We start from the raw sequence: 20,466 nt of genomic DNA, 5'->3' as shown, positions 1-20,466 counted from the left end.
GGGCCCGGTCCCGGGTAACGTCGCCCTCCACACCCGTAGGTCCTGGAGGAGTGCGCCGTGCTGGACATCGCCGCAGAGCTGCACCGGTGGGTCGAGCAGGGCCGCGAGTTCGCCGTCGCCACCGTCGTGGGCGTCAGCGGCAGCGCACCCAGGCAACCGGGCGCCGGGCTCGCCGTGGACAGCGAAGGCACGGTCATCGGCTCGGTCTCCGGCGGATGTGTGGAGGGCGCGGTGTACGAGCTGTGCCGGGAGGCGCTCGAAGAAGGCCGTACGGTCGTCGAGCGCTTCGGCTACAGCGACGAGGACGCCTTCGTGGTCGGTCTGACCTGCGGCGGGGTCATCGACATCCTCGTCACACCCGTGCGCGGCGGGGTCTTCCCCGCCGCGCTCAGGGCCGCCGCCTTTGGGGAGGCGGCGGCCCTGGTCCGGGTCGTCGAAGGCCCGGCCGAACTGATGGGCCGGGCGCTGCTCGTCCGGCCCGACGGTTCGTACGAGGGCGGGCTCGGCGGCCATCCCGACCTCGACCGCACCGCGGCCGGCGAGGGCCTCGCGATGCTGGACGCGGGCCGCACCGGGACCGTGGAGATCGGCGAGGACGGCAGCCGCTGCGGCCGGCCCGTCACCCTCCTCGTCGAGTCCTCCGTCCCCGCCCCCCGCATGATCGTCTTCGGCGCCGTCGACTTCGCGGGCGCGCTGGCCAGGGTCGGCACGTTCCTCGGTTACCACGTGACCGTCTGCGACGCCCGGCCCGTCTTCACGACGCGGGCCCGCTTCCCCGACGCCGACGAGATCGTCGTCGACTGGCCCCACCGCTATCTGGAGTCGGCCGTCGCGGCAGGCGCGATCGACGGCCGGACCGTGCTGTGCGTGCTCACCCACGACCCCAGGTTCGACGTCCCCCTGCTCCGCGTCGCGCTCGGGCTCCCCGTCGCCTACATCGGCGCCATGGGCTCCCGACGCACCCACGAGGACCGCAACCGGCGGCTGCGCGAGGCCGGCGTCACCGAGCTCGAACTGGCCCGGCTGCGCTCCCCGATCGGCCTCGACCTCGGCGCCCGTACGCCCGAGGAGACCGCCCTTTCCATCGGCGCCGAGATCGTCGCCGCCCGCCGCGGCGGCAGCGGCGTGTCCCTCGCCGGCGCGCACACCCCGATCCACCACGACGGACCGCACGAGCCGGACGGCCGGATCGGCTCCGTGGTCTGACCCGGACGCCGCCCCGACCGCGCGGCTCAGCCCTTGCGCAGCCCGTTCAGGAGCAGCTGGGCGAGCTGTTCGTAGGCCGCCGCGTCCGCCAGTCCGGTCGCCGCGGCCACCTGCCGCTGCTGGATGCGGACCATCACGGACGAGATGACGTCGGCGGCGAAGGCCACGTGCACGTCGCGGAAGACGCCTGCCGTCACGCCCTCCTCGATCAGCTCCTGGACCCGCCCCGCGGCCGCGCGCGTGTTGCGCTCGTACACCTCCGCGGCCGGCTCGAAGGCGGCCACGTCGTCGAAGAACTGCGGGGAGACGGGCGCCAGTTCGGCGGCGACGGCGCGCAGATAGGCGGCCAGGCGCTCGGCCGGTCCGGTCGCCGCGGCCAGGACCGCCTCGACGCGCACGGTGGCGCGCCGGAAGAACTGCACCACGGCGGCCCGGACGAGCTGCTCCTTGCTGCCCGCGAGGCCGTAGAGCGTGCGCTTGGAGCAGCGGAGCCGGGCGGCGAGGTCGTCGAGGGTCAGCTGGGCGAAGCCCTCCCCGACGAGGAGCGCCACCAGGTCGTCGAAGAGCTCGGAGCGCCGGGCGGCGCCCCGGCCCGTGAGCCGGGGGGCGTGTGCGGCGGAGGTCTCGATCACCCGAACAGTATGCCGCGTCGACCCGATCGGGGGGTTACGGGACCACCCTTCTGCGCTACGCTAACCGGTACTGCCGTACCCCTCGCAGTACCGTTTCACGGGATCCGCAGCCCGGATCCGCTCTCCGTGATCCGTTTCGTTCGTTCTCGCAGCCACCCCTTTGCGTCGTGATGGAGTCGCCATGGATGTCGACCGTCTGCTTCCCACCCCCGAGGCGGCGGACCTCATCGCTCTCACGCGGGAGATCGCCGACAAGGAGCTCGCCCCCCGCGCCGACGAGCACGAGGCCGCGGAGGCGTACCCCGAGGGCCTCTTCACGACCCTCGGCGAGGCGGGACTGCTCGGCCTCGCGTACCCGGAGGAGTTCGGCGGCGGGGGCCAGCCCTACGAGGTCTACCTCCAGGTCCTGGAGGAGCTCGCCGCCCGCTGGGCCGCCATCGCCGTCGCCACCAGCGTCCACACCCTCGCCTGCCACCCGCTCTACGCCTTCGGCACCGCCGAGCAGAAGGAGCGCTGGCTGCCGCAGATGCTCGACGGCAGGCTCATCGGCGGCTACAGCCTCTCCGAACCGCAGGCCGGCTCCGACGCCGCCGCGCTCACCTGCAAGGCGGAGGCCACCGAGGACGGCGGCGCGTACCGGATCACCGGCACCAAGGCGTGGATCACCCACGGCGGCAAGGCCGGCTTCTACTCCCTCTTCGCCCGCACCGCCCCCGGCAGCCACGGCATCTCCTGCTTCCTCGCGCCCGGCGCCACCGAGGGGCTCTCCTTCGGCGCGCCCGAGCGCAAGATGGGCCTGCAGGCCGTGCCCACCACCGCCGCGTACTGGGACGGCGCGCTCGTCGACGCCGACCGGCGCATCGGCGCCGAGGGCCAGGGCCTCCAGATCGCCTTCAGCGCCCTCGACGGCGGCCGCCTCGGCATCGCCGCCTGCGCCACCGGCCTCGCCCAGGCCGCGCTGAACGCCGCCGTCGCCTACGCGAACGAGCGCACCACCTTCGGCCGGAAGATCATCGACCACCAGGGCCTCGGCTTCCTCCTCGCCGACATGGCCGCCGCCGTCGACTCCGCCCGCGCCACCTACCTCGACGCCGCCCGCCGCCGTGACCTCGGCCGCCCCTTCAGCCGCCAGGCCAGCGCCGCCAAGCTCATCGCCACCGACACCGCGATGAAGGTCACCACGGACGCCGTCCAGGTCCTCGGCGGCTACGGCTACACGCGGGACTTCCCGGCCGAGCGCTACATGCGCGAGGCGAAGATCATGCAGATCTTCGAGGGCACCAACCAGATCCAGCGGCTCGTCATCAGCCGGCAGCTCTCGGTGGCCGCGAAGTAGCGAGCAACCGCTCCCGCACCCACGCCGGATCGGGGTTGGTGCAGGGGCGGCCCGCCACGACGACGGTCGGCACCGTCTCGTCGCCGTTGTTGGCCGCCCGTACCGCCGCCGCGCCCTCCGGGTCGCGCCAGATGTTCACCCAGTGCGCCCGGCGGGCGTCCCGGCCGAGGCGCAGCCGCAGCCGCAGGCAGTACCGGCAGCCCGGCCGCCAGTAGACGACCGGGCGGCCGTCGGCCGCGGCGCCGGTCGAGCGCGGGAACACCAGGGGCGAGTTCAGTCCCGCGAGCACCACGAACCCCAGCAGGAGGAGAGCGGCCGAGCCGACCGAGCCACGGACGGCCGTCGAGGCCGCCACCAGGGCACCGGCGAGCACGAGCAGGAGCGGCAGGAGCCAGGCGCGCATCATGCTCCGCAGGCTATCCGTACGCGTGTCCGGGCGTCGCCGCTTTGAAGCTCAACTCCCGCGCGGGGGTCTTCGAGTTCGAGGTGGGCGCGGACGGCAAGGCGGACGCCAAGCTGTACGAGTGGTCGTGAGGCCGGGACCGCCCGGACAGACCTCCTCGTCATCGACGCCGCTCGGTAGGGTGAGCGGCGTCGACCGTGCCCGGCCCCGGTCCGGCGCACGGCCCGGTCCAGGGCGCTCACGAGGCGCCGCGGCCGGCCATCCACCACACCCGGCGGCCCGACACCCGGCGCCGCGTTCGCATGAGGAGATCCATGGACATCGCAGGTTCCGCCGCGCTCGTCACCGGTGCCGCTTCGGGGCTCGGGGCCGCCACGGCCGCCGCGCTCGCCGCCAAGGGCGCCACCGTCTACGGTCTCGACCTCGACAAGGCGGTCGCGGGCGCCGAGGCGCCGGCGGACGGCGTCACGCTGATCGCGGCCGACGTCACCGACGAGGAGCAGGTGCGGGCCGCGCTCGCGCGGATCGAGGAGGACGGGGCGGAGCTGCGGCTCGCCGTGAACTGCGCCGGCATCGCGCCCTCGGCCCGGGTGCTCGGCCGCAAGGGCCCGCACGACCTGGAGCTGTTCCGGACGGTCCTGGACGTCAACCTGGTCGGCACCTTCAACGTCATGCGGCTCGCCGCCGAGGCCATCGCCCAGCGCGAGGCCGACGAGAACGGGCAGCGCGGGCTCGTCGTCAACACCGCCTCCATCGCCGCCTTCGAGGGCCAGGTCGGCCAGATCGCGTACGCCGCCTCCAAGGCCGGTGTCGCCGGGATGACCATCACCGCCGCCCGCGACCTCGCCCAGTTCGGCATCCGGGTCGTCACCGTCGCCCCCGGCATCGTCGACACCCCGATGATGGCCGGCTTCAGCGACGAGATCCGCGCCGGGCTCGCCGCGAGCGTCACCTTCCCGCAGCGGCTCGCCCGCCCCGAGGAGTACGCCCGGCTGGTCACGATGATCGCCGAGCACGACTACCTCAACGGTGAGACCATCCGCATGGACGGCGCCCTGCGCATGGCCGCCCGCTGATCCCGCCGGTGGCACCTAGTGCCGTCGCGCGAGGGATCGGAGTGCTAGGTTCGAGGGTATGAGCACCAACCCCGCCAAGCCCTCGATGCGTGACTCCCTCGTCGCGGCGGCCTTCCAGCTCTTCCTGGAGCGCGGCTACGAGCAGACGACGGTCGACGACATCGTCAGGACCGCCGGGGTCGGCCGCAGGTCCTTCTTCCGGTACTTCCCGTCCAAGGAGGACGTGGTCTTCCCGGACCACGAGCAGAGCCTCGCCGACATGACCGAGTTCCTCGCCGCGAGCGAGGACGGCGACGACCCGCTGGAGCGGGTCTGCGAGGCCACCCGGCTCGTCATGCGGATGTACGCCGAGAACCCCACGTTCTCCGTCCAGCGCTACCGCCTCACCCGTGAGGTCGCGGGCCTGCGGACGTACGAGCTCTCCGTCGTGTGGCGCTACGAGAAGGTCCTCGGCGACTATCTGCGCACCCGCTTCGCCGACCGCCGCGACGGCACCCTGCGCGCCAACGTCGTCGCCGCGGCCGTCGTCGCCGCCCACAACCACGCGCTGCGCCACTGGCTGCGCTCCGGTGGCGAGGGCGACCCGCTGGCCGAGGTCGACCGGGCCCTGGAGTTCGTCCGCTCGACCTGGGACCCGGCGGCGGCGCCGGCCGGGACGGCGGCGGAGCAGGAGCCGGACGACGTGGTCGTGGTGATCGCCAAGCGGTCCACGCCGATGTGGCGCGTGGTGCGCGAGGTGGAGGCGAGCCTCGGCGAGAGCTGAGTGGCGGCGGCGGGCGCCGGCGGGGCGGCGGTGGGCCCGGCTGAGGACACGGAGGGGTCTCAGTATCGTCAATTGAGGGAACTCAGGTCTTTATTTGCTGGCACTCAGTGCCATATGTTTGCTCCATGCACGGTTGAGCCGCCGAGTGCAAGGAGAACCATCGTGTTCCACACCGGATCCACGGGCCTGCGGAGCCAGGCCGGCGCCGTCCTCGACGCCGAGTCGGCCGCCGAGCCCGAGCTCTACTTCCAGCGCTGCCGCTGGTGCCAGACCACCACCTTCCAGCGCCTGCTCTGCCCGACCTGCGGGTCCACCGACCTGGCGCCCGAACTCAGCGCGGGCGAGGGCGTGATATCGGTGCGCCGCGCCTTCACCGCCGCCGAGGCCGACCTCTGGCCGGTCCACATGACCGAGGGCTTCGTGGTGCGCTGCCGGGTCGACGGACCGCCGCACGCGGTGCGCCCGGGCGTCCGGGTCAAGCTCCTCCACGACGGCAGTGCGGGCCGCCGGCCGGTCGTGCGGCTGAGCGAGGAGGTCGCGCTCGACGGCTGGTTCTGAGCGCGTCCCGCACGGAGACACGGACAAGCGGAAAGGGGCGGGTGGCACAGAGTGCCACCCGCCCCTTTCGCCGCTTCCGATCAGCGGGCGCCGATCTCGTCCGTCAGCTGCGGCAGCACCGCGAACAGGTCGCCGACGACGCCGTAGTCGACCAGGTCGAAGATCGGGGCCTCCGCGTCCTTGTTGACCGCGACGATCGTCTTCGACGTCTGCATGCCGGCCCGGTGCTGGATCGCGCCGGAGATGCCCGCCGCGATGTACAGCTGCGGGGAGACCTGCTTGCCGGTCTGGCCCACCTGGTTGGAGTGCGGGTACCAGCCCGCGTCCACCGCGGCGCGGGAGGCGCCGACGGCCGCGCCGAGCGAGTCGGCCAGCTTCTCGACGACCGCGAAGCCCTCGGCCGCGCCGACGCCGCGGCCGCCCGAGACCACGATCGCCGACTCGGTCAGCTCCGGACGGCCGGTGGCGACCCGCGCGGTGCGCGAGACGACCTTGGCGGCGTTGCCGGTGAAGGCGACCGAGACGTTCTCGACGGCGCCGGCGGCCGGCGCGGCCTCGGGGGCGGCCGAGTTCGGCTTGACGGTGATGACCGGCACGCCGTGCGAGACGGTCGACTTCACCTGGTACGAGGCGGCGAACACCGACTGGGTGGCGACCGGGCCGTTCTCGCCGGCCTCCAGCTCCACCGCGTCCGTGATCAGACCGGACTCCAGGCGCAGCGCCACGCGCGCCGCGACCTCCTTGCCCTCGCCGGACGAGGTCACCAGGACGGCGGCGACGCCCTTGTCCTTGGCGATCTGGGTGAGCGCGTCGACCTTCGGCACGACGAGCTGCTCGGCGAACTCGGCGCCGTCCGCGACGTACACGGTGGCCGCGCCGTACTCGCCGGCCGTCGCGGCGATCGAGGCCGCGGCCTCGCCGGCGCCGAGGACGACCGCCGAGGGCTCGCCGATCCGGCGGGCCAGCGTGAGCAGTTCGAGGGCCGGCTTGCGGACCGCACCGTCGGCGTGGTCCACGAGAACCAGGATCTCAGCCATGATTCCTTGCTCCTGAGGGGTGGTGACGGTGGGTCAGATGAACTTCTGCTCGGACAGGAAGGCGGCGAGCTGCTTGCCGCCGTCGCCCTCGTCCGTGACGATCGTGCCCTTGGTGCGGGCCGGACGGGCGGTGGCCGAGTCGACCAGGGTCCAGGAACCGCCGAGGCCGACCGTGTCGGCGTCGATGCCGAGGTCGTCCAGGTCCAGCTCCTCGACCGGCTTCTTCTTGGCGGCCATGATCCCCTTGAAGGAGGGGTAACGGGCCTCGCCGGACTGGTCGGTGACCGACACGACGGCCGGCAGCGGGGCCTCCAGCTGCTCGCTGGCGGCGTCGCCGTCGCGGCGGCCCTTCACCGTGCCGTCCTCGACGGAGACCTCGGAGAGCAGCGTCACCTGCGGCACGTTCAGCCGCTCGGCGAGCAGCGCCGGCAGCACGCCCATGGTGCCGTCCGTCGACGCCATGCCGCAGACGACCAGGTCGAAGCCGGTCTTCTCCAGGGCCTTGGCGAGAATCGCCGAGGTGCCCATGACATCGGTGCCGTGGATGTCCTCGTCGTTGACGTGCACGGCCTTGTCGGCGCCCATCGACAGCGCCTTGCGCAGCGCGTCGGTGGCGTCGTCCGGGCCGACCGTGATGACGGTGACCTCGGCGTCGTCCGCCTCCTCGGAGATCCGGAGGGCCTGCTCGACCGCGTACTCGTCGAGCTCCGAGAGGAGGCCGTCCACGGCCTCGCGGTCGGTGGTCAGGTCGTCGGCGAAACCGCGGTCGCCGGACGCGTCGGGAACGTACTTCACACAGACAGCGATCTTCAGGGTCACGGCCTGTCTCCTTTCGACGAAGAGGGGGTTACGGGAGGTTGCGGGCCATGACGATGCGCTGGACCTGGTTGGTGCCTTCGTAGATCTGGGTGATCTTGGCGTCGCGCATCATGCGCTCGACGGGGTAGTCGCGGGTGTAGCCGTAGCCGCCGAGGAGCTGGACGGCGTCGGTGGTGACCTCCATGGCGATGTCGGAGGCGTAGCACTTGGCGGCGGCGCCGAAGAAGGTCAGGTCGCCGTCGACGCGCTCGCTCTTGGCGGCCGCGGCGTAGGTGAGCTGGCGGGCGGCTTCGAGCTTCATGGCCATGTCGGCGAGCATGAACTGCACGCCCTGGAAGTCGGCGATGGGCTTGCCGAACTGCTTGCGCTCCTGGACGTAGCCCTTGGCGTAGTCGAGGGCGCCCTGGGCGACGCCGAGGGCCTGGGCGGCGATGGTGATGCGGGTGTGGTCGAGGGTCTTCATGGCGGTGGCGAAGCCGGTGCCCTCGGCGCCGATCATGCGGTCGGCGGGGATGCGGACGTTGTCGAGGTAGACCTCGCGGGTCGGGGAGCCCTTGATGCCGAGCTTCTTCTCCGGCGCGCCGAAGGACACGCCCTCGTCGGACTTCTCCACGACGAAGGCGGAGATGCCCTTGGAGCGCTTGTCGGGGTCGGTGACGGCCATCACGGTGTAGTACTCCGACACGCCGGCGTTGGTGATCCACCGCTTCACGCCGTTGAGGACCCAGAAGTCGCCGTCGCGCACCGCGCGGGTCTTCATGCCGGCCGCGTCGGAGCCCGCGTCGGGCTCGGACAGGCAGTAGGAGAACATCGCGTCGCCCTTGGCGAGCGGGGCGAGGTACTTGTGCTTGAGCTCCTCCGAGCCCGACAGGATCACCGGCAGCGAGCCGAGCTTGTTGACGGCCGGGATCAGGGAGGAGGAGACGCAGGCGCGGGCGACCTCCTCGATCACCAGCACGGTCGCCAGCGCGTCCGCGCCCGCGCCGCCGTAGGTCTCGGGCACGTGCACGGCGTGCAGGTCGGCCGCGACCAGCGCGTCCAGGGCCTCCTGGGGGAACCTGGCCTCCTCGTCCACCGCGGCGGCGAAGGGCGCGATCTTCGCCTCCGCCAGCGAGCGGACCGTCTCCCGGAGCATCTCGTGCTCCTCCGACAGGCGATACAGGTCGAAGTCCTTGGCCATGGTGTCTCGGCTCCCCTAGCGATGCTTGTGGCAGTTTGGCACTGAGTACCCTCAGCAAAACACACTCAGTGCCACGATGCTAGTGGTTAGGGTGCCGACATGGACCACAGGGGGGACGCCGAGGAGCCGGGCCGGCTCCAGATCCATGAGATCGAGGAGAACGGACCGGACGGGACACGCTGCGTCGCGCGGTGTGTCGGGGGCGTGGTGCGCCCGGGGGACCGCTTCGACGGCGGCGACCTCACCGTCGAGCGCCTCGCCAGGCCGCTGCGGCCGCACCTGGAGTTCGTCGACCCGCCGCACGCCGTACGCGTCTGGCTCGCCGGGCCGGGGGTGAGGAGCCTCCGGCCCCGTCTCGTGATCGCGACCGCGGGGCCGCGCCACTACGGGTACGCCGGCCCGCGCGAGCTCTGGCGCGCCGCCGCGGACAGCCCGGTCGGGCGGGTCGTCACCACCACCGCCGACCTGCGGGCCTGGGCCGCCGAGCAGACCGCGGCCGACCTGGCCGAGCCCTTCACCTACGTCGTCGACACCGACGGTCTGCTGCGACTGGCGCCCCGGCGCTCCGAGCACGTCGCCTGCGCCGGGCGCGGCGAGGTCCGGGCGGCGGGGGAGATCAGCTGGGCGCGGGACGCGGCCGGGGACTGGAGCGCCGTCGAGGTCAGCAACCTGTCGACCGGGTACGCCCCGGACCCCGAGTGCTGGCCGTCGGTGGCCGCGGCGCTCGAGGCGGCCGGGCTCGCGCACCCCGGCTGCTTCACCCACGCGGTGGTCTTCCGGCGTTGCGCCGGGCCCGCCTGCGCGGCGCTCAACCTCGTACGCGACGAGGAGTACGTGTGCGCGGTGTGCGCGGCGCCGCTGCCCCGGGACTGGAACGCCGCGGCCTGACATCCGTCAGGTCGCGGCGCGCGGACGTGCGGGGGAGTGCGGCGGAGCGCGGGCGGGTCAGGGCGTGGGGCGGGGCTGGGTCGTGACCACGACCGCGGCGGCGAGCAGGACCAGGTTCTTCACCACGAACTCGCCGATCATCGTCAGGAGCAGCGGGTCGGCGTGGTCGAAGGCGGCGTGCGGGGTGAGGACGAGGACCGAGAAGGTCCCGAGGAGGTGGCCGGCCAGGAGCGGGAACAGGGCCGCGCGGGCCCGGGCGGATATCAGCCAGACGCCGAAGACGACCTCGATCCAGCCGAGCGCCGGGACGAACCAGCCGCCCGTGTCGAACGGGATCACGTCGACGACCAGCTGCGCGGCCGGGCTCCGGCCGATCACCTTCAGGACGCCGAACCAGACGAACACCCCGCCCAGGCCCCAGCGCAGCCCGAGCAGGCCGCAGCGGTGCAGGCGCGGGGCCAGCCGGTCGAAGAGGCCGGCGCCGACGGCGGGCCGCGGTGCGGGCGGGACGGGCGTACGGGACGGGCGCAGGGGCGAGGAAACGGTCATGGCGGCCACTCCAAACGGATCGGTGCGGATCGGACGAGGGGTGCGGCCCGGACGCGCGCCCGGGCGGAGCGGTCCGGCGGCCGGCGGCCCGCGGCGTCCGCCCGAAACGGGGCGGCCGGGGGTGGCCGGGGTGACCGGGTGACACGGTGGCGCTGCGGCGGTACGCCGGTCCGGCGCCGGACCGGCCTTCGCGCGACCCGTGCGCCGCTACGGCGCGAGGCCGTAGAAACGACGTACGGAGGGCCCGCACGCCGGTGCGGCGCCGGGCCTGCACGTACGGCCCTGTACACCGGTGCGGCGTCCGGGCTGTACCTACGACCTGGACGCCGGTGCGGCGCCGGCCTCTACGTAACGACCTGGACGCCGGTGCGGCGTGCGGGCCTGTACGTAACGACCTGGACGCCGGTGCGGCGCCGGGCCCGTATGTGCGGCCGCGTCCGGGGGCGGTCACGGCACGGCCCCCGGCGCGTGCCGCCGCTCCGGGGGCCGGGACCGGGTGCCGTCCCCTCACGGCACGGCGTACCCGCTCGCCGGGCGACCGGCAGCGCCTGGTTGCGCATCACGCTAGCCACTCGCCGGGGTCACGGCGATGCCCATCGCTTCCTTGCATGCCTCCGATGAAGGAAGCCGATAGGCCGTTGCCCCGCGCGATCAAATCTCGCCAGCCTGGGGACAGTTCGAGCTTCTGTCTGATCCGCGACCCACTCCTGCCCCGCACCGCACGCGAAGGAAACCAGGGATGTCTCTGCGACCCGTGTCCCCCGCCCCGACCACCCCCGCGGCCGTCACGCCGCTCACCCGGCGGCGGGTGCTCACCGCCTCCGCCGCCGCGGCCGGCGCCTTCGCGCTCGTCACCGCCGGCGGCGGCACGGCCTGGGCGTCCACCCCGCTCACCCGCTTCGAGGCGGAGACCCGCACCGGCCGCCGCGCCCCCGGAGCCGTCGCCGAACCGAGCGTCGTGGTCCGCTGGAACCAGGCCACCATGGACGCCATACTCGGCCGCTACCACACCGCCGGAAACCGCTTCGGCCCCGCGACGGTCAACGCCCGCGCCCTCGCCGTCGTCCACAACTGCATCTACGACGCCTGGGCCTGTTACGACCGCGTCGCCTCCGGCACCCGCTTCGGCGGCGCCCTGCGCCGCCCCCGCGGCGAGCGCACCCTCGACAACAAGAACGAGGCCGTCAGCTACGCCGCCCACCTCGCGCTGCTCGACCTCTACCCCGAGTACAAGGTCGCCATCGACTCGATGCTGAGCAGCCTCGGCTACGACCCCGAGCTCACCGGCCCGCGCCGCTACAGCCCCGCCTGGATCGGCCGGCGCACCGCCCAGGCCGTCCTCGACTACCGGCACGCCGACGGCGCCAACCAGCTCGGCACCCCCGCGTACTCCGACACCACCGGCTACCAGCCGAAGAACCCGCCGCAGACCGCCGGCGCCTTCGACCCGTCGATCGTCGTCGCGCCCGAGCACTGGAGCCCGCTGATCGTCGGCGGCAAGACCCAGAAGTACCTCACGCCGCAGTTCGCGGTGATGCAGCCGTTCGCGCTCAGCAGCCCCGACCAGTTCACGGTCGCCGCGCCGCCCGCGTACCCCTCCGTCCGGATGACCGCCGCCATCGAGGAGGCCCTCGACATCAGCGCCGGTCTGACGGACGAGCAGAAGTGCATCGCCGAGTTCTGGCTCAACGACGACGTCACCCCGCCCGGCGCCCAGCAGATGTGGGGCCGCTTCGTCTCGGCCCGCGACGGCTACGGCATCGACGAGGACGCCAAGCTGTTCTTCGGCCTCAACATGGCCGAGTGCGACGCCGCCATCGGCTCCTGGGCGGTCAAGGCGCAGTACGACTTCGCGCGCCCGTCCACCCTGATCCCGTACGACCAGCGCGGCCGGCAGGTCCGCGCCTGGGGCGGCCCGGGCAACGGCACCGTCACGCGCGACGGCGTCGACTGGCAGGCGTACGTCGCCGTGCCGCCGTTCCCCGCGACCGTCTCGGGCCACAGCACCTTCTCCGGCGCCGCCGCCGAGTTCCTGCGCCGCTTCACCGGCACCGACGCCTTCGGCGACTCCTTCCGCTTCCGGGCCGGCACCTCGACCGTCGAGCCCGGCCTCACCCCGCACGACGACGTCGTGCTCACCTGGCCCACCTTCACCGAGGCCGCCCACCAGGCCGGCATCTCCCGGGTGTACGGCGGCATGCACTGGAGCTTCGACAACGAGCCCGGGATCGAGATGGGCCACCAGATCGGCCAGGTCGTGTACCGCAAGGCCATGTGTTACTTCAACGGCGCGCACTGAGGAGACAAGCCGTGAGCAACCAGACCACCCAGACCCCGTCTCCGGCGCAGAACGCGCCGCAGGCCGGGGCGCCACAGGCCGCCGGGCAGGCCGCCGCGCAGTCCGCCGCGCGCAAGCGCGGCAGTGGCGCCCCGCCCTTCCCCGGTGCCAAGCCGGCGCTGCTCGGCACGCTCGCCACCCTCGTGTCCCTGGTCGTCCTCGTGGCGCTCGGCCAGGCCACCGGCCAGCTGCTCTTCATCGCCCCGCTCGCCGCGACCGCGATGATCATCTGCAGCACCCCGGCACTGCCGCCCGCCCAGCCCCGCAACGTGGTCCTCGGCCAGCTCGGCTCCGCCGTCCTCGGCCTCGCCGCGGCCGCGCTCGCCGGCCACAACCTGTGGGTCGCGGCCGTCGCCGCCGGCCTCTCCGTCGGACTGATGCTGCTGCTGCGCGCGATCCACGCCCCGGCCGCCGCCACCGCCGCCGTCGTGGTGCTCCAGCACCCGGCGCCCGTCCCGTTCCTCGTCCTGCTCGCGATCGGCAGCGTGCTGCTCGTCCTGGTCGGCCTGGTCGCCTCCAAGGCCGGTGCGATCGCCAAATACCCGACGTACTGGTGGTGAACCCGATGAACCGCGACTCCCTGCTCGTCAGCACCGACCGGATCCAGGCCCACCTCGCGCACCCCGAGGACGCCGAGGACCGGGGCCGCATGGTCCTCGTCGAGATCACCGACGGCGGCAACGACGGCGGCGGCCGGGCCGGCCGCATCCCCGGAGCCGTACGCCTCGACTGGAGCGGCGACCTCCAGGATCCGGTACGCCGGGACCTCATCGGCCCCGAGGCCTTCGCCGCCCTCCTCGGCCGGCACGGCATCTCGCCCGACGACACCGTCGTCTTCTACAGCGGCAACAACAACTGGTGGGCGGCGGCCGGCTATTGGCAGTTCCGCCTGTACGGGCACCGGGAACTGCGCCTCCTCGACGGCGGGCGCGCCCGCTGGGAGGCGATCGGCGGGGAGCTCACCACCGAGGCGCCCCGGCGGGCCGCGACCGAGTACCCCGTGCCGGCCGGCGCCGACGAGTCCGTCCGGGCCCGCCGCGACGACCTGCTCGACCACATCGGGCGGCGCACGCTGCTCGACGTACGGTCGATCGAGGAGTACCTCGGGCACACCAACACCCCGCCCGGCGTCCCCGACGACATCGGCGTCCGCTGCGGCCACGCGCTGTCCGCCGAGCACATCCCCTGGCACACCGCCGTCCACGCCGACGGCACCTTCCGCGACGACGACGAACTCAGGGCCGCGTACGGCGGGCTGCGCACGGACGTCGCCACCGTCGTCTACTGCCGGGTCGGCTGGCGCTCCGCACACAGCTGGTTCGTGCTGCACGAGCTGCTCGGCATGAAGGACGTGCGCAACTACGACGGCGCGTGGCGGGAGTTCGGCTCCCTGATCGGCGCGCCCATCGTCAAGGGCCCGCAGCAGTGGGGCCCCGACCCCATCCCGTCCGTCGTTCCCCAGCGCGCCGCCGCCGCATCGGAGGTCACCGCACGTGCCTGACGTCACCATCTACCGCGATGTCCTGCGCGACGGCTTCGAGCAGACCGAGCTGCCCTGGGTGCCGTGGACCGAACCAGGGCGCGAGGGCGTCGAGTTCGTCGTCCTGTGGGGTCCCGGCCACGCGGGCGAGGAGGACTCCGCGTCCCTCCTGCTCCGCTTCCCGCCGGGCGCGCACGGCGACTTCCACGAGCACCTGGGCCACGAGCTGATGCTCGTCCTCGACGGCACCCTCGACCACAGCGACGGGCGCCGCTTCCACCGCGGCGACCTCGTCGTCGAGGAGCCCGGCACCCGCCACCAGATGTCCAGCGCCACCGGCTGCACCGTCCTCGCCGTCCGTGCCCGCCCGGCCGCCGCACGCACGCCCGTCGCGGGCGAGATCACGACAGGCGTGGGCGCGGGCGCGCCCGCCGCCTGACGCCCGGGGCCCGGCCTCCTGCCGGGCCCCACCCCCCGGCCCGTACCGCCTGCCGTGCGGGTGGACGAGCTCCAGGCGCGCGCCCGCTCTTCCGCGCCCGCTCTTCCGCGCCCCTTTTTTCCGCGCCTCGTGTGCGCACCGCCGCCGGCCGTCGCCCGGCCCCCTCACCGGCCGCGCCACCACCGCCCCGCCGGTCCGCGACCGACCGTCGCGCCCTTCCCGCGCCACCGCCCACGGGCGGCTCCCCCCTTGTCGCATCCGTATACGCATCCGCACCGTCACTGGAGACACGCCATGCAACGCATGCACAGTCCCGAGCCCTCCCGCCGGGTCCTGCTCACCACCGGTTCGTCCGACGCGCACACGTGGAATCTGGTGCACCTCCAGCTCTTCCTGGAGGAGCACGGGCACTCGGTGCTCAACCTGGGGCCGTGCGTGCCCGAGCGGCTGCTCGTCGACACCGCGCGGATGACCAGCCCCGACCTCGTCGTGCTGTCGTCCGTCAACGGACACGGGCACCAGGACGGACTGCGGGCCGCCCGCGCGCTGCGCGCGGACGAGGACACGCAGGGGATCCCGATGGTGATCGGCGGCCTCCTCGGCATCTCGCCGGACGGGGCCGAGGAGCGGCGCGCGGAGCTGCTGGCCGCCGGGTACGACGAGGTGTACGCGGACGGCACGGCGCCCACCGCGCTCCTCACGCACCTCGGCCGGCTCGGCGAACGGGCCGCGGCGAGAGGCGCGTGTACCGGGCGGGCCGCGGCATGACCCCTTCCGGACCGCCTCCGCTCCCGCACTCGTCCCCGCAACCCCTCTCCCAGGCTCCGCCCGGCGACCTCGGCGCGTTCGTCCAGGAGTCCGCCGCGGCCGGTGAGCTCGTCGTGCAGCCCCGGATGGGCATGGTGTCCCCGGAGGCCATGGCCGCCGGTGTCGCGGCCGTCGCCGCGCTCCCGGAGCGGACCGTCTCGACGCTCACCATCGACAGCTACACCCGCGTCGGCGACCACGCCGCCGCCACCGCCGCCCTGCGCACGGGCCGGCCGCTCAACGGCTTCCCGATCGTCAGCCACGGCCCGAAGACCGCCGCCCGGGTGGCCGCGGCCGCCGGGCGCCGCACGCCGGTGCAGGTCCGGCACGGCTCGGCCGACCCGATGGCCATCTTCCGGACGATGGCGGCCGCCGGGCTCACCGCCAGCGAGGGCGGCCCCGTCTCGTACTGCCTGCCCTACGGCCGTACCCCGCTCGCCGAAGCCGTCGCCGCCTGGCGGGACTCCACGCAGTTCCTCACCGAGGAGAGCCGGGCGAACGGCCGCCGGGCGCACCTGGAGTCCTTCGGCGGCTGTCTGCTCGGCCAGCTGTGCCCGCCGTCGATGCTGGTCGCGGTCTCCGTCCTGGAGTGCCTCTTCTTCGCCGCGAACGGTGCGACCAGCGTCTCCCTGTCGTACGCCCAGCAGACCCACGCCGCCCAGGACGCGGGCGCCCTCGCCGCGCTGCGGCTGCTCGCCGACGAGCTGCTCCCGGCCGGCGTCGACCGGCACATCGTGCTCTACACGTACATGGGGGTCTATCCGCGCACCGTCCCCGGCGCCCGGCTGCTGCTGCGCCGCAGCGCCGAACTCGCCGTGCACGGCGGGGCGCAGCGGCTGATCGTGAAGACCGAGACGGAGGCGCACCGCATCCCGACGGTCGCGGAGAACCTGACGGCGCTGGGCGTGGCCGCCGACGCGGCCCGGGCGGCGCGCACCCGGCTGCGGGCCGCGGGCCCGCCGGCCGGCGACACCGAGGAGATCCTCGGCGAGGCCCGGGCCCTGGTCGGCGCGGTCCTGGCGCTCTCCGACGACCTGGGGGCGGCGATCCTCAAGGCCTTCGACCGGGGGCTGCTCGACGTGCCGTTCTGCCTGCACCCGGACAACCGGGGCGACGCCCGTTCCGCGGTCGCCCCGGACGGGCGGCTCCAGTGGACCGATCTGGGGTCGCTGCCGCTGCTCACCACCAGCCGGAGGACCACCCCGATGACCTCGCGCCAGCTGTCCGGGATGCTCGGCCGGGTCGCCCGCGAGCACGACCTGGCCGCAGAGACCGCCCCGCCGCCCGAGCCGGCGCCGCTCAGGACACCGAAGTGCCTGGCCGACCCGGTCGCCGAGCCGCTGCGGATCGCCTTCGTCGGCATGGGCCCGCGCGGCCTGTCCGTCCTGGAGCGGCTCGCCGCCCGGTGCGCCGAACGGCCGCCCGCGCGCCGGATGGAGGTGTACGCGATCGATCCGTACGAGGCGGGGGCCGGACGGATCTGGCGCACCGACCAGTCGCCGTGGTTCCTGATGAACACCGCGGCGCAGGAGGTCACCATGTTCTCCGGCCCGGCGGACGAGGGGCCGCACCGGCCGGGCGCGGGGCCCTCGCTGGGCGAGTGGTGGGCGGAGCACGACCCCGCGCACGCCGAGCCGCAGGGGTACGCGCCGCGGGTGGTGTACGGGCGGTACCTGTCGTACGTGATGGAGCGCGTCGAGGAGACCCTGCCGCCCTGCCTCACGGTGCACCGGGTCCCGGCGAAGGTGATCTGCGCCGAGCGGAGCGCGGCCGGGGAGTCGTACCGGCTGCGGCTCGACCGCGGCGACGTGCTCACCGTGGACCGGATCGTGCTCGCCACCGGGCATCCGGTCAACGAGCCGGACCGGCAGCAGCGGGAGTGGCTGCGCTTCGCCCGTACGCACACGACCGCGGCCCGGCCGCTGCGGTACGTGACGGGCGGCTCGGCCAACGCGATGCCGCTCGCGGACATCCCGGCCGGCGCCCGGGTGGGTGTCATCGGGATGGGCCTGACCTTCTACGACGTCGTCGCGGAGCTGACCCTGGGGCGCGGCGGCGCGTTCACCGAGGGCGGGGACGGGCTGCTCTACCTGCCCAGCGGGAAGGAGCCGCGGATCCTCGCCGGCTCGCGCGCCGGCGTGCCGCTGCTGACCCGGGGGATCAACCAGAAGGGGCCCGAACACCGCTACCGGCCCGTCCTGTTCACGCCCGCGCGGATGGCCCGGCTGCGCGCCGAGCACGCCCCGCTCGACTTCGAGCGGACGGCGCTGCCCTGGCTGCTCGCCGAGGTGAACGTGGTGCTCCTGGCGACCCGGATCCGGCAGGTCCACGGGCCGGACGCGGCCGCCGAGTTCACCGGCCGGGCGGAGGAGGCGCTCGCGCTCGCGCCCGACCTCGACGTGCTGCGCGGGCTCGCCGCGGGGTACCGGGTGGATCCGCGGCCGCTGACCGAACTGACCTCGATGGCCCGGCCGTTCGAGGGCCGCAGGTTCGGCTCGCCGGCCGAGTTCCAGAAGGTGCTCACCGAGTGGCTGCGGGCCGATCTGGGCGACGCCCGGCTCGGGAACGCGGACGGCCCGGTGAAGGCGGCGGCGGACGTGCTGCGGGACGTCCGGCAGACCATCCGCGACCTGGTGGACTTCGGCGGCCTCACCCCCGAGTCGCACCGCTGGTTCGTCGGCGCGTTCAGCCCGGTGGCCGCGATGGTGTCGACCGGTCCGCCGCTCGCCCGCTCCGAGCAGTTCCTGGCGCTGCTCGCGGCCGGGGTGCTCGAACCGGTGGGCCCCGGCGCCCGGTTCGGCACGGACCCGGTCGAGGGCCGGTTCACGGTGGAGTCGGCGCAGGTGGAGAACTCCTGGACGGCGCTCGACGTGCTGCTCGACGCCCGGCAGCCGACGACCGACGTGACCGCGGACCGCGATCCGCTGATCCGGGGCATGGTCGCCGACGGGATGATCCGGCCGTTCACGAACACGGCCGACGGGACGGGCGAGTTCATGACCGGCGGGGTCGACTGCACGGACTCCCCGTTCCACGTGGTCGGCGCGGACGGTGCGCCGGACACCTCCGTCCATGTGATCGGCATCCCCAGCGAGCACACCCGGTGGTTCACCCAGGTCGGCAGCGGCCGGCCCGGCACCTGGGGCTCCTTCACGCGGGACGCCGACGCCATCGCCGGGGCGCTGGCCGGAGCGGCGGGATGACGGGCCGCGGGACGAGGGCGGCGGGCGCGGTGCCGGAGCGGCGGCCGGCCGGGTACGCGGAGCACCGGCGGACCGCCGCCCACGAGGAGTACCGGGCCGCGCGGGACCTGCTGCTCCGGCTGCGCGGCGACCGGGAGGCGGCCACCGCCGCGTTCCGGTGGCCGCGGGCCGGGCACTTCAACTGGGCCCTGGAGTGGTTCGACGTGGTCGCCGAGGGCAATGAGCGCACCGCCCTGGAGATCCTCGGCCACCCGGCCCCGGACGGCACGGTCCCGGTCGCCGACCGGGTCACCTTCGCCGAACTCGGCGCGCGATCCGACGAGTTGGCAGTCGGTCTTGCGGAGGCGGGGGTGGCCCGGGGCGACCGGGTGCTGATCCTGCTCGGCACCCGGGTGGAGCTGTGGGAGACCCTGCTCGGCTGCATCAAGCTGGGCGCGGTCGTGGTCCCCGGCTACCAGGACCTCACCCGGGACGAGGCCGCCGACCGGATCGGCCGCGGCGCCATCCGGCACGTCGTCTGCGCACCCGAACTCGGCGACATGCTGGACGGGTTGGAGGTGCCAGGGGTGCGGATGGCGCCCGGCGCCGGACAGCGGCCGGGCTGGCTCCCGTACCCCGACACCCGCGATGCGGCCCGGCGCCGCCCGTACCTCCCGGACGGCCCGAGCCGCGCCGCCGATCCGTCGTTCTGCTACTTCACCTCGGGCACCACCTCGCTGCCGAAGCTGGTCGAGCACTCCCACGCCGGATACGGGGTCGGGCACCTGTCCAGCCTGTACTGGAGCGGGCTGCGCCCGGGCGACCGGCACCTCAACCTGTCGGCGCCGGGCTGGGCCAAGCACTCCTGGTCCAGCTTGTTCGTCCCGTGGACGGCCGGCGCCACGGTCGTCGCCCCGCCCGACGGCGGCATCCCGGCGGCGCTGCTGCCCGGGGTGCTCGCCGGTCAGCGGATCAGCAGCCTGTGCGCGCCGCCGAGCGCGTGGCGGGCGATGCTGCCGTACGTGACCGGGGGCCGGGGCGCGCCACGGCTGCGCGAGGCGACGGCGGCCGGCGAGCCGCTGACGGCCGAGGTGACGGACCGGATCGAGCAGGCGTGGGGCGTGCGGGTCCGGGACGGCTACGGCCAGACCGAGGCCACCGCCCTGATCGGCCGGGCCCCGGACACCCCGGCCGCCGACTCCCCGCTCGGCCATCCGCTGCCCGGCTACCGGATCGTGCTGCGCGACCCGGAGACCGGGGAGCTCGGTGAGTCCGGCGAGGTGTGCGTGGACCTGACGGAGCGTCCGCCCGGTCTGATGCGCGGCTACGCCGACCGGCCGGACCGCACGGAGGAGGCCTTCGCCGGCGGTCTCTACCGGACCGGGGACCGGGGCGAGCGGTGCGCCGACGGGTCGATCCGGCTGCTGGGCCGGCTGGACGAGGTCTTCAAGTCGCACGGGCACCGGGTCTCGCCGATGGAGATCGAGGCGGTCCTGCGCACCCATCCGGCGGTCGCCGACGCGGCGGTGATCCCCTGCCCGGACGAGCGCGGCGGCCTGGCCCCGTACGCCGTGGTGGAGGCCGCCCGCGCCTATGAACCGAGCCTGCTCGCCCAGGAGTTGATCGACCTGGCGGCCCGCCGGCTCGCCCCGGTCTTCGTGCCGCGCGGGGTCGACCTGGTCCCGAGCCTGCCCCGGACCCGCTCGGGCAAGGTGCGGCGGGGCGCGCTGCGGCCGGGCGGCGGGGCGGTCGCCTGAGGCCCCTTCGTGGCAC

Annotated in this window: 19 protein-coding genes; 13 read left to right on the top strand and 6 right to left on the bottom strand. The window is 74.2% G+C overall.

Annotated elements, in window-relative coordinates:
• Window positions 1-57: 57 nt before the first annotated feature.
• Window positions 58-1,206 carry an XdhC family protein gene (locus ACWEJX_RS22805; RefSeq protein WP_451609254.1) on the top strand — a complete coding sequence of 383 codons (1,149 nt, stop codon included), beginning with the start codon at window positions 58-60 and terminating at the stop codon, window positions 1,204-1,206.
• A 26-nt stretch (window positions 1,207-1,232) separates the two neighbouring features.
• On the opposite strand, the gene ACWEJX_RS22800 is transcribed toward ACWEJX_RS22805, so the two are convergent.
• Entirely contained in the window at window positions 1,233-1,838 is a 606-nt protein-coding gene (locus tag ACWEJX_RS22800; RefSeq protein WP_403801638.1) for a TetR/AcrR family transcriptional regulator, read from the bottom strand.
• A gap of 181 nt (window positions 1,839-2,019) precedes the next feature.
• On the opposite strand from ACWEJX_RS22800, the gene ACWEJX_RS22795 reads away from it, so the two are divergent.
• Window positions 2,020-3,174, top strand: coding sequence for an acyl-CoA dehydrogenase family protein (locus ACWEJX_RS22795; protein WP_451609253.1), 1,155 nt, complete (start codon window positions 2,020-2,022; stop codon window positions 3,172-3,174).
• Here the strand turns inward: ACWEJX_RS22795 and ACWEJX_RS22790 are convergent.
• Window positions 3,143-3,580, bottom strand: coding sequence for a glutaredoxin domain-containing protein (locus ACWEJX_RS22790; RefSeq protein WP_451609252.1), 438 nt, complete (start codon window positions 3,578-3,580; stop codon window positions 3,143-3,145). The genes ACWEJX_RS22795 and ACWEJX_RS22790 overlap by 32 nt on opposite strands.
• A 311-nt stretch (window positions 3,581-3,891) precedes the next feature.
• Here ACWEJX_RS22790 and ACWEJX_RS22785 point away from each other — a divergent pair, with 311 nt between their 5' ends.
• From ACWEJX_RS22785 to ACWEJX_RS22775, 3 genes are all read left to right on the top strand, one after another.
• The gene (locus ACWEJX_RS22785) at window positions 3,892-4,653 is read left to right on the top strand and encodes an SDR family NAD(P)-dependent oxidoreductase (protein WP_451609251.1); all 762 of its coding nucleotides are present in this window, start codon (window positions 3,892-3,894) and stop codon (window positions 4,651-4,653) included.
• 58 nt (window positions 4,654-4,711) lie between these two features.
• Window positions 4,712-5,416, top strand: coding sequence for a TetR family transcriptional regulator (locus ACWEJX_RS22780; protein ID WP_451609250.1), 705 nt, complete (start codon window positions 4,712-4,714; stop codon window positions 5,414-5,416).
• Between the two features lie 162 nt (window positions 5,417-5,578).
• Window positions 5,579-5,974, top strand: a complete 396-nt coding sequence (locus ACWEJX_RS22775; RefSeq protein WP_403801621.1) for a Zn-ribbon domain-containing OB-fold protein — start codon at window positions 5,579-5,581, stop codon at window positions 5,972-5,974.
• Window positions 5,975-6,054: 80 nt separating this feature from the next.
• Here ACWEJX_RS22775 and ACWEJX_RS22770 read toward each other — a convergent pair whose 3' ends face one another.
• The 3 genes from ACWEJX_RS22770 to ACWEJX_RS22760 are packed head-to-tail and all read right to left on the bottom strand — an operon-like array spanning window position 6,055 to window position 9,010.
• Complete coding sequence (locus ACWEJX_RS22770) at window positions 6,055-7,011, bottom strand: electron transfer flavoprotein subunit alpha/FixB family protein (RefSeq protein ID WP_451609249.1); 957 nt, start codon at window positions 7,009-7,011, stop codon at window positions 6,055-6,057.
• 33 nt (window positions 7,012-7,044) lie between these two features.
• Window positions 7,045-7,830, bottom strand: a complete 786-nt coding sequence (locus tag ACWEJX_RS22765) for an electron transfer flavoprotein subunit beta/FixA family protein (RefSeq protein WP_403801616.1) — start codon at window positions 7,828-7,830, stop codon at window positions 7,045-7,047.
• Window positions 7,831-7,858: 28 nt separating this feature from the next.
• Window positions 7,859-9,010, bottom strand: coding sequence for an acyl-CoA dehydrogenase family protein (locus tag ACWEJX_RS22760; protein WP_451609248.1), 1,152 nt, complete (start codon window positions 9,008-9,010; stop codon window positions 7,859-7,861).
• Window positions 9,011-9,109: 99 nt separating this feature from the next.
• Between ACWEJX_RS22760 and ACWEJX_RS22755 the strand changes: the two genes are divergently transcribed.
• Window positions 9,110-9,898, top strand: a complete 789-nt coding sequence (locus ACWEJX_RS22755; RefSeq protein WP_451609247.1) for a hypothetical protein — start codon at window positions 9,110-9,112, stop codon at window positions 9,896-9,898.
• A gap of 57 nt (window positions 9,899-9,955) precedes the next feature.
• Here ACWEJX_RS22755 and ACWEJX_RS22750 read toward each other — a convergent pair whose 3' ends face one another.
• Window positions 9,956-10,447, bottom strand: a complete 492-nt coding sequence (locus ACWEJX_RS22750; protein WP_451609246.1) for a hypothetical protein — start codon at window positions 10,445-10,447, stop codon at window positions 9,956-9,958.
• 739 nt (window positions 10,448-11,186) lie between these two features.
• On the opposite strand from ACWEJX_RS22750, the gene ACWEJX_RS22745 reads away from it, so the two are divergent.
• From ACWEJX_RS22745 to ACWEJX_RS22715, 7 genes are all read left to right on the top strand, one after another.
• The gene (locus tag ACWEJX_RS22745; protein WP_451609245.1) at window positions 11,187-12,746 is read left to right on the top strand and encodes a vanadium-dependent haloperoxidase; all 1,560 of its coding nucleotides are present in this window, start codon (window positions 11,187-11,189) and stop codon (window positions 12,744-12,746) included.
• A gap of 11 nt (window positions 12,747-12,757) precedes the next feature.
• Window positions 12,758-13,345, top strand: a complete 588-nt coding sequence (locus ACWEJX_RS22740) for an HPP family protein (protein WP_451609244.1) — start codon at window positions 12,758-12,760, stop codon at window positions 13,343-13,345.
• A gap of 5 nt (window positions 13,346-13,350) precedes the next feature.
• Window positions 13,351-14,286 carry a sulfurtransferase gene (locus ACWEJX_RS22735; RefSeq protein ID WP_451609243.1) on the top strand — a complete coding sequence of 312 codons (936 nt, stop codon included), beginning with the start codon at window positions 13,351-13,353 and terminating at the stop codon, window positions 14,284-14,286.
• Window positions 14,279-14,704, top strand: a complete 426-nt coding sequence (locus ACWEJX_RS22730; RefSeq protein ID WP_451609242.1) for a cupin domain-containing protein — start codon at window positions 14,279-14,281, stop codon at window positions 14,702-14,704. The genes ACWEJX_RS22735 and ACWEJX_RS22730 overlap by 8 nt, the downstream gene beginning before the upstream one ends.
• A gap of 294 nt (window positions 14,705-14,998) precedes the next feature.
• Window positions 14,999-15,472, top strand: a complete 474-nt coding sequence (locus tag ACWEJX_RS22725; RefSeq protein ID WP_451609241.1) for a cobalamin B12-binding domain-containing protein — start codon at window positions 14,999-15,001, stop codon at window positions 15,470-15,472.
• Window positions 15,469-18,714 carry an FAD/NAD(P)-binding protein gene (locus tag ACWEJX_RS22720; protein ID WP_451609240.1) on the top strand — a complete coding sequence of 1,082 codons (3,246 nt, stop codon included), beginning with the start codon at window positions 15,469-15,471 and terminating at the stop codon, window positions 18,712-18,714. The genes ACWEJX_RS22725 and ACWEJX_RS22720 overlap by 4 nt, the downstream gene beginning before the upstream one ends.
• Window positions 18,711-20,450, top strand: coding sequence for an acyl-CoA synthetase (locus ACWEJX_RS22715; protein ID WP_451609239.1), 1,740 nt, complete (start codon window positions 18,711-18,713; stop codon window positions 20,448-20,450). The genes ACWEJX_RS22720 and ACWEJX_RS22715 overlap by 4 nt, the downstream gene beginning before the upstream one ends.
• Window positions 20,451-20,466: the final 16 nt, after the last annotated feature.

The sequence above is a fragment of the Streptomyces sp. NPDC004788 genome, from assembly GCF_053601115.1.
Note: the sequence above shows the minus strand (reverse complement) of the source record. Positions and strands in the feature narration are given on the sequence as shown.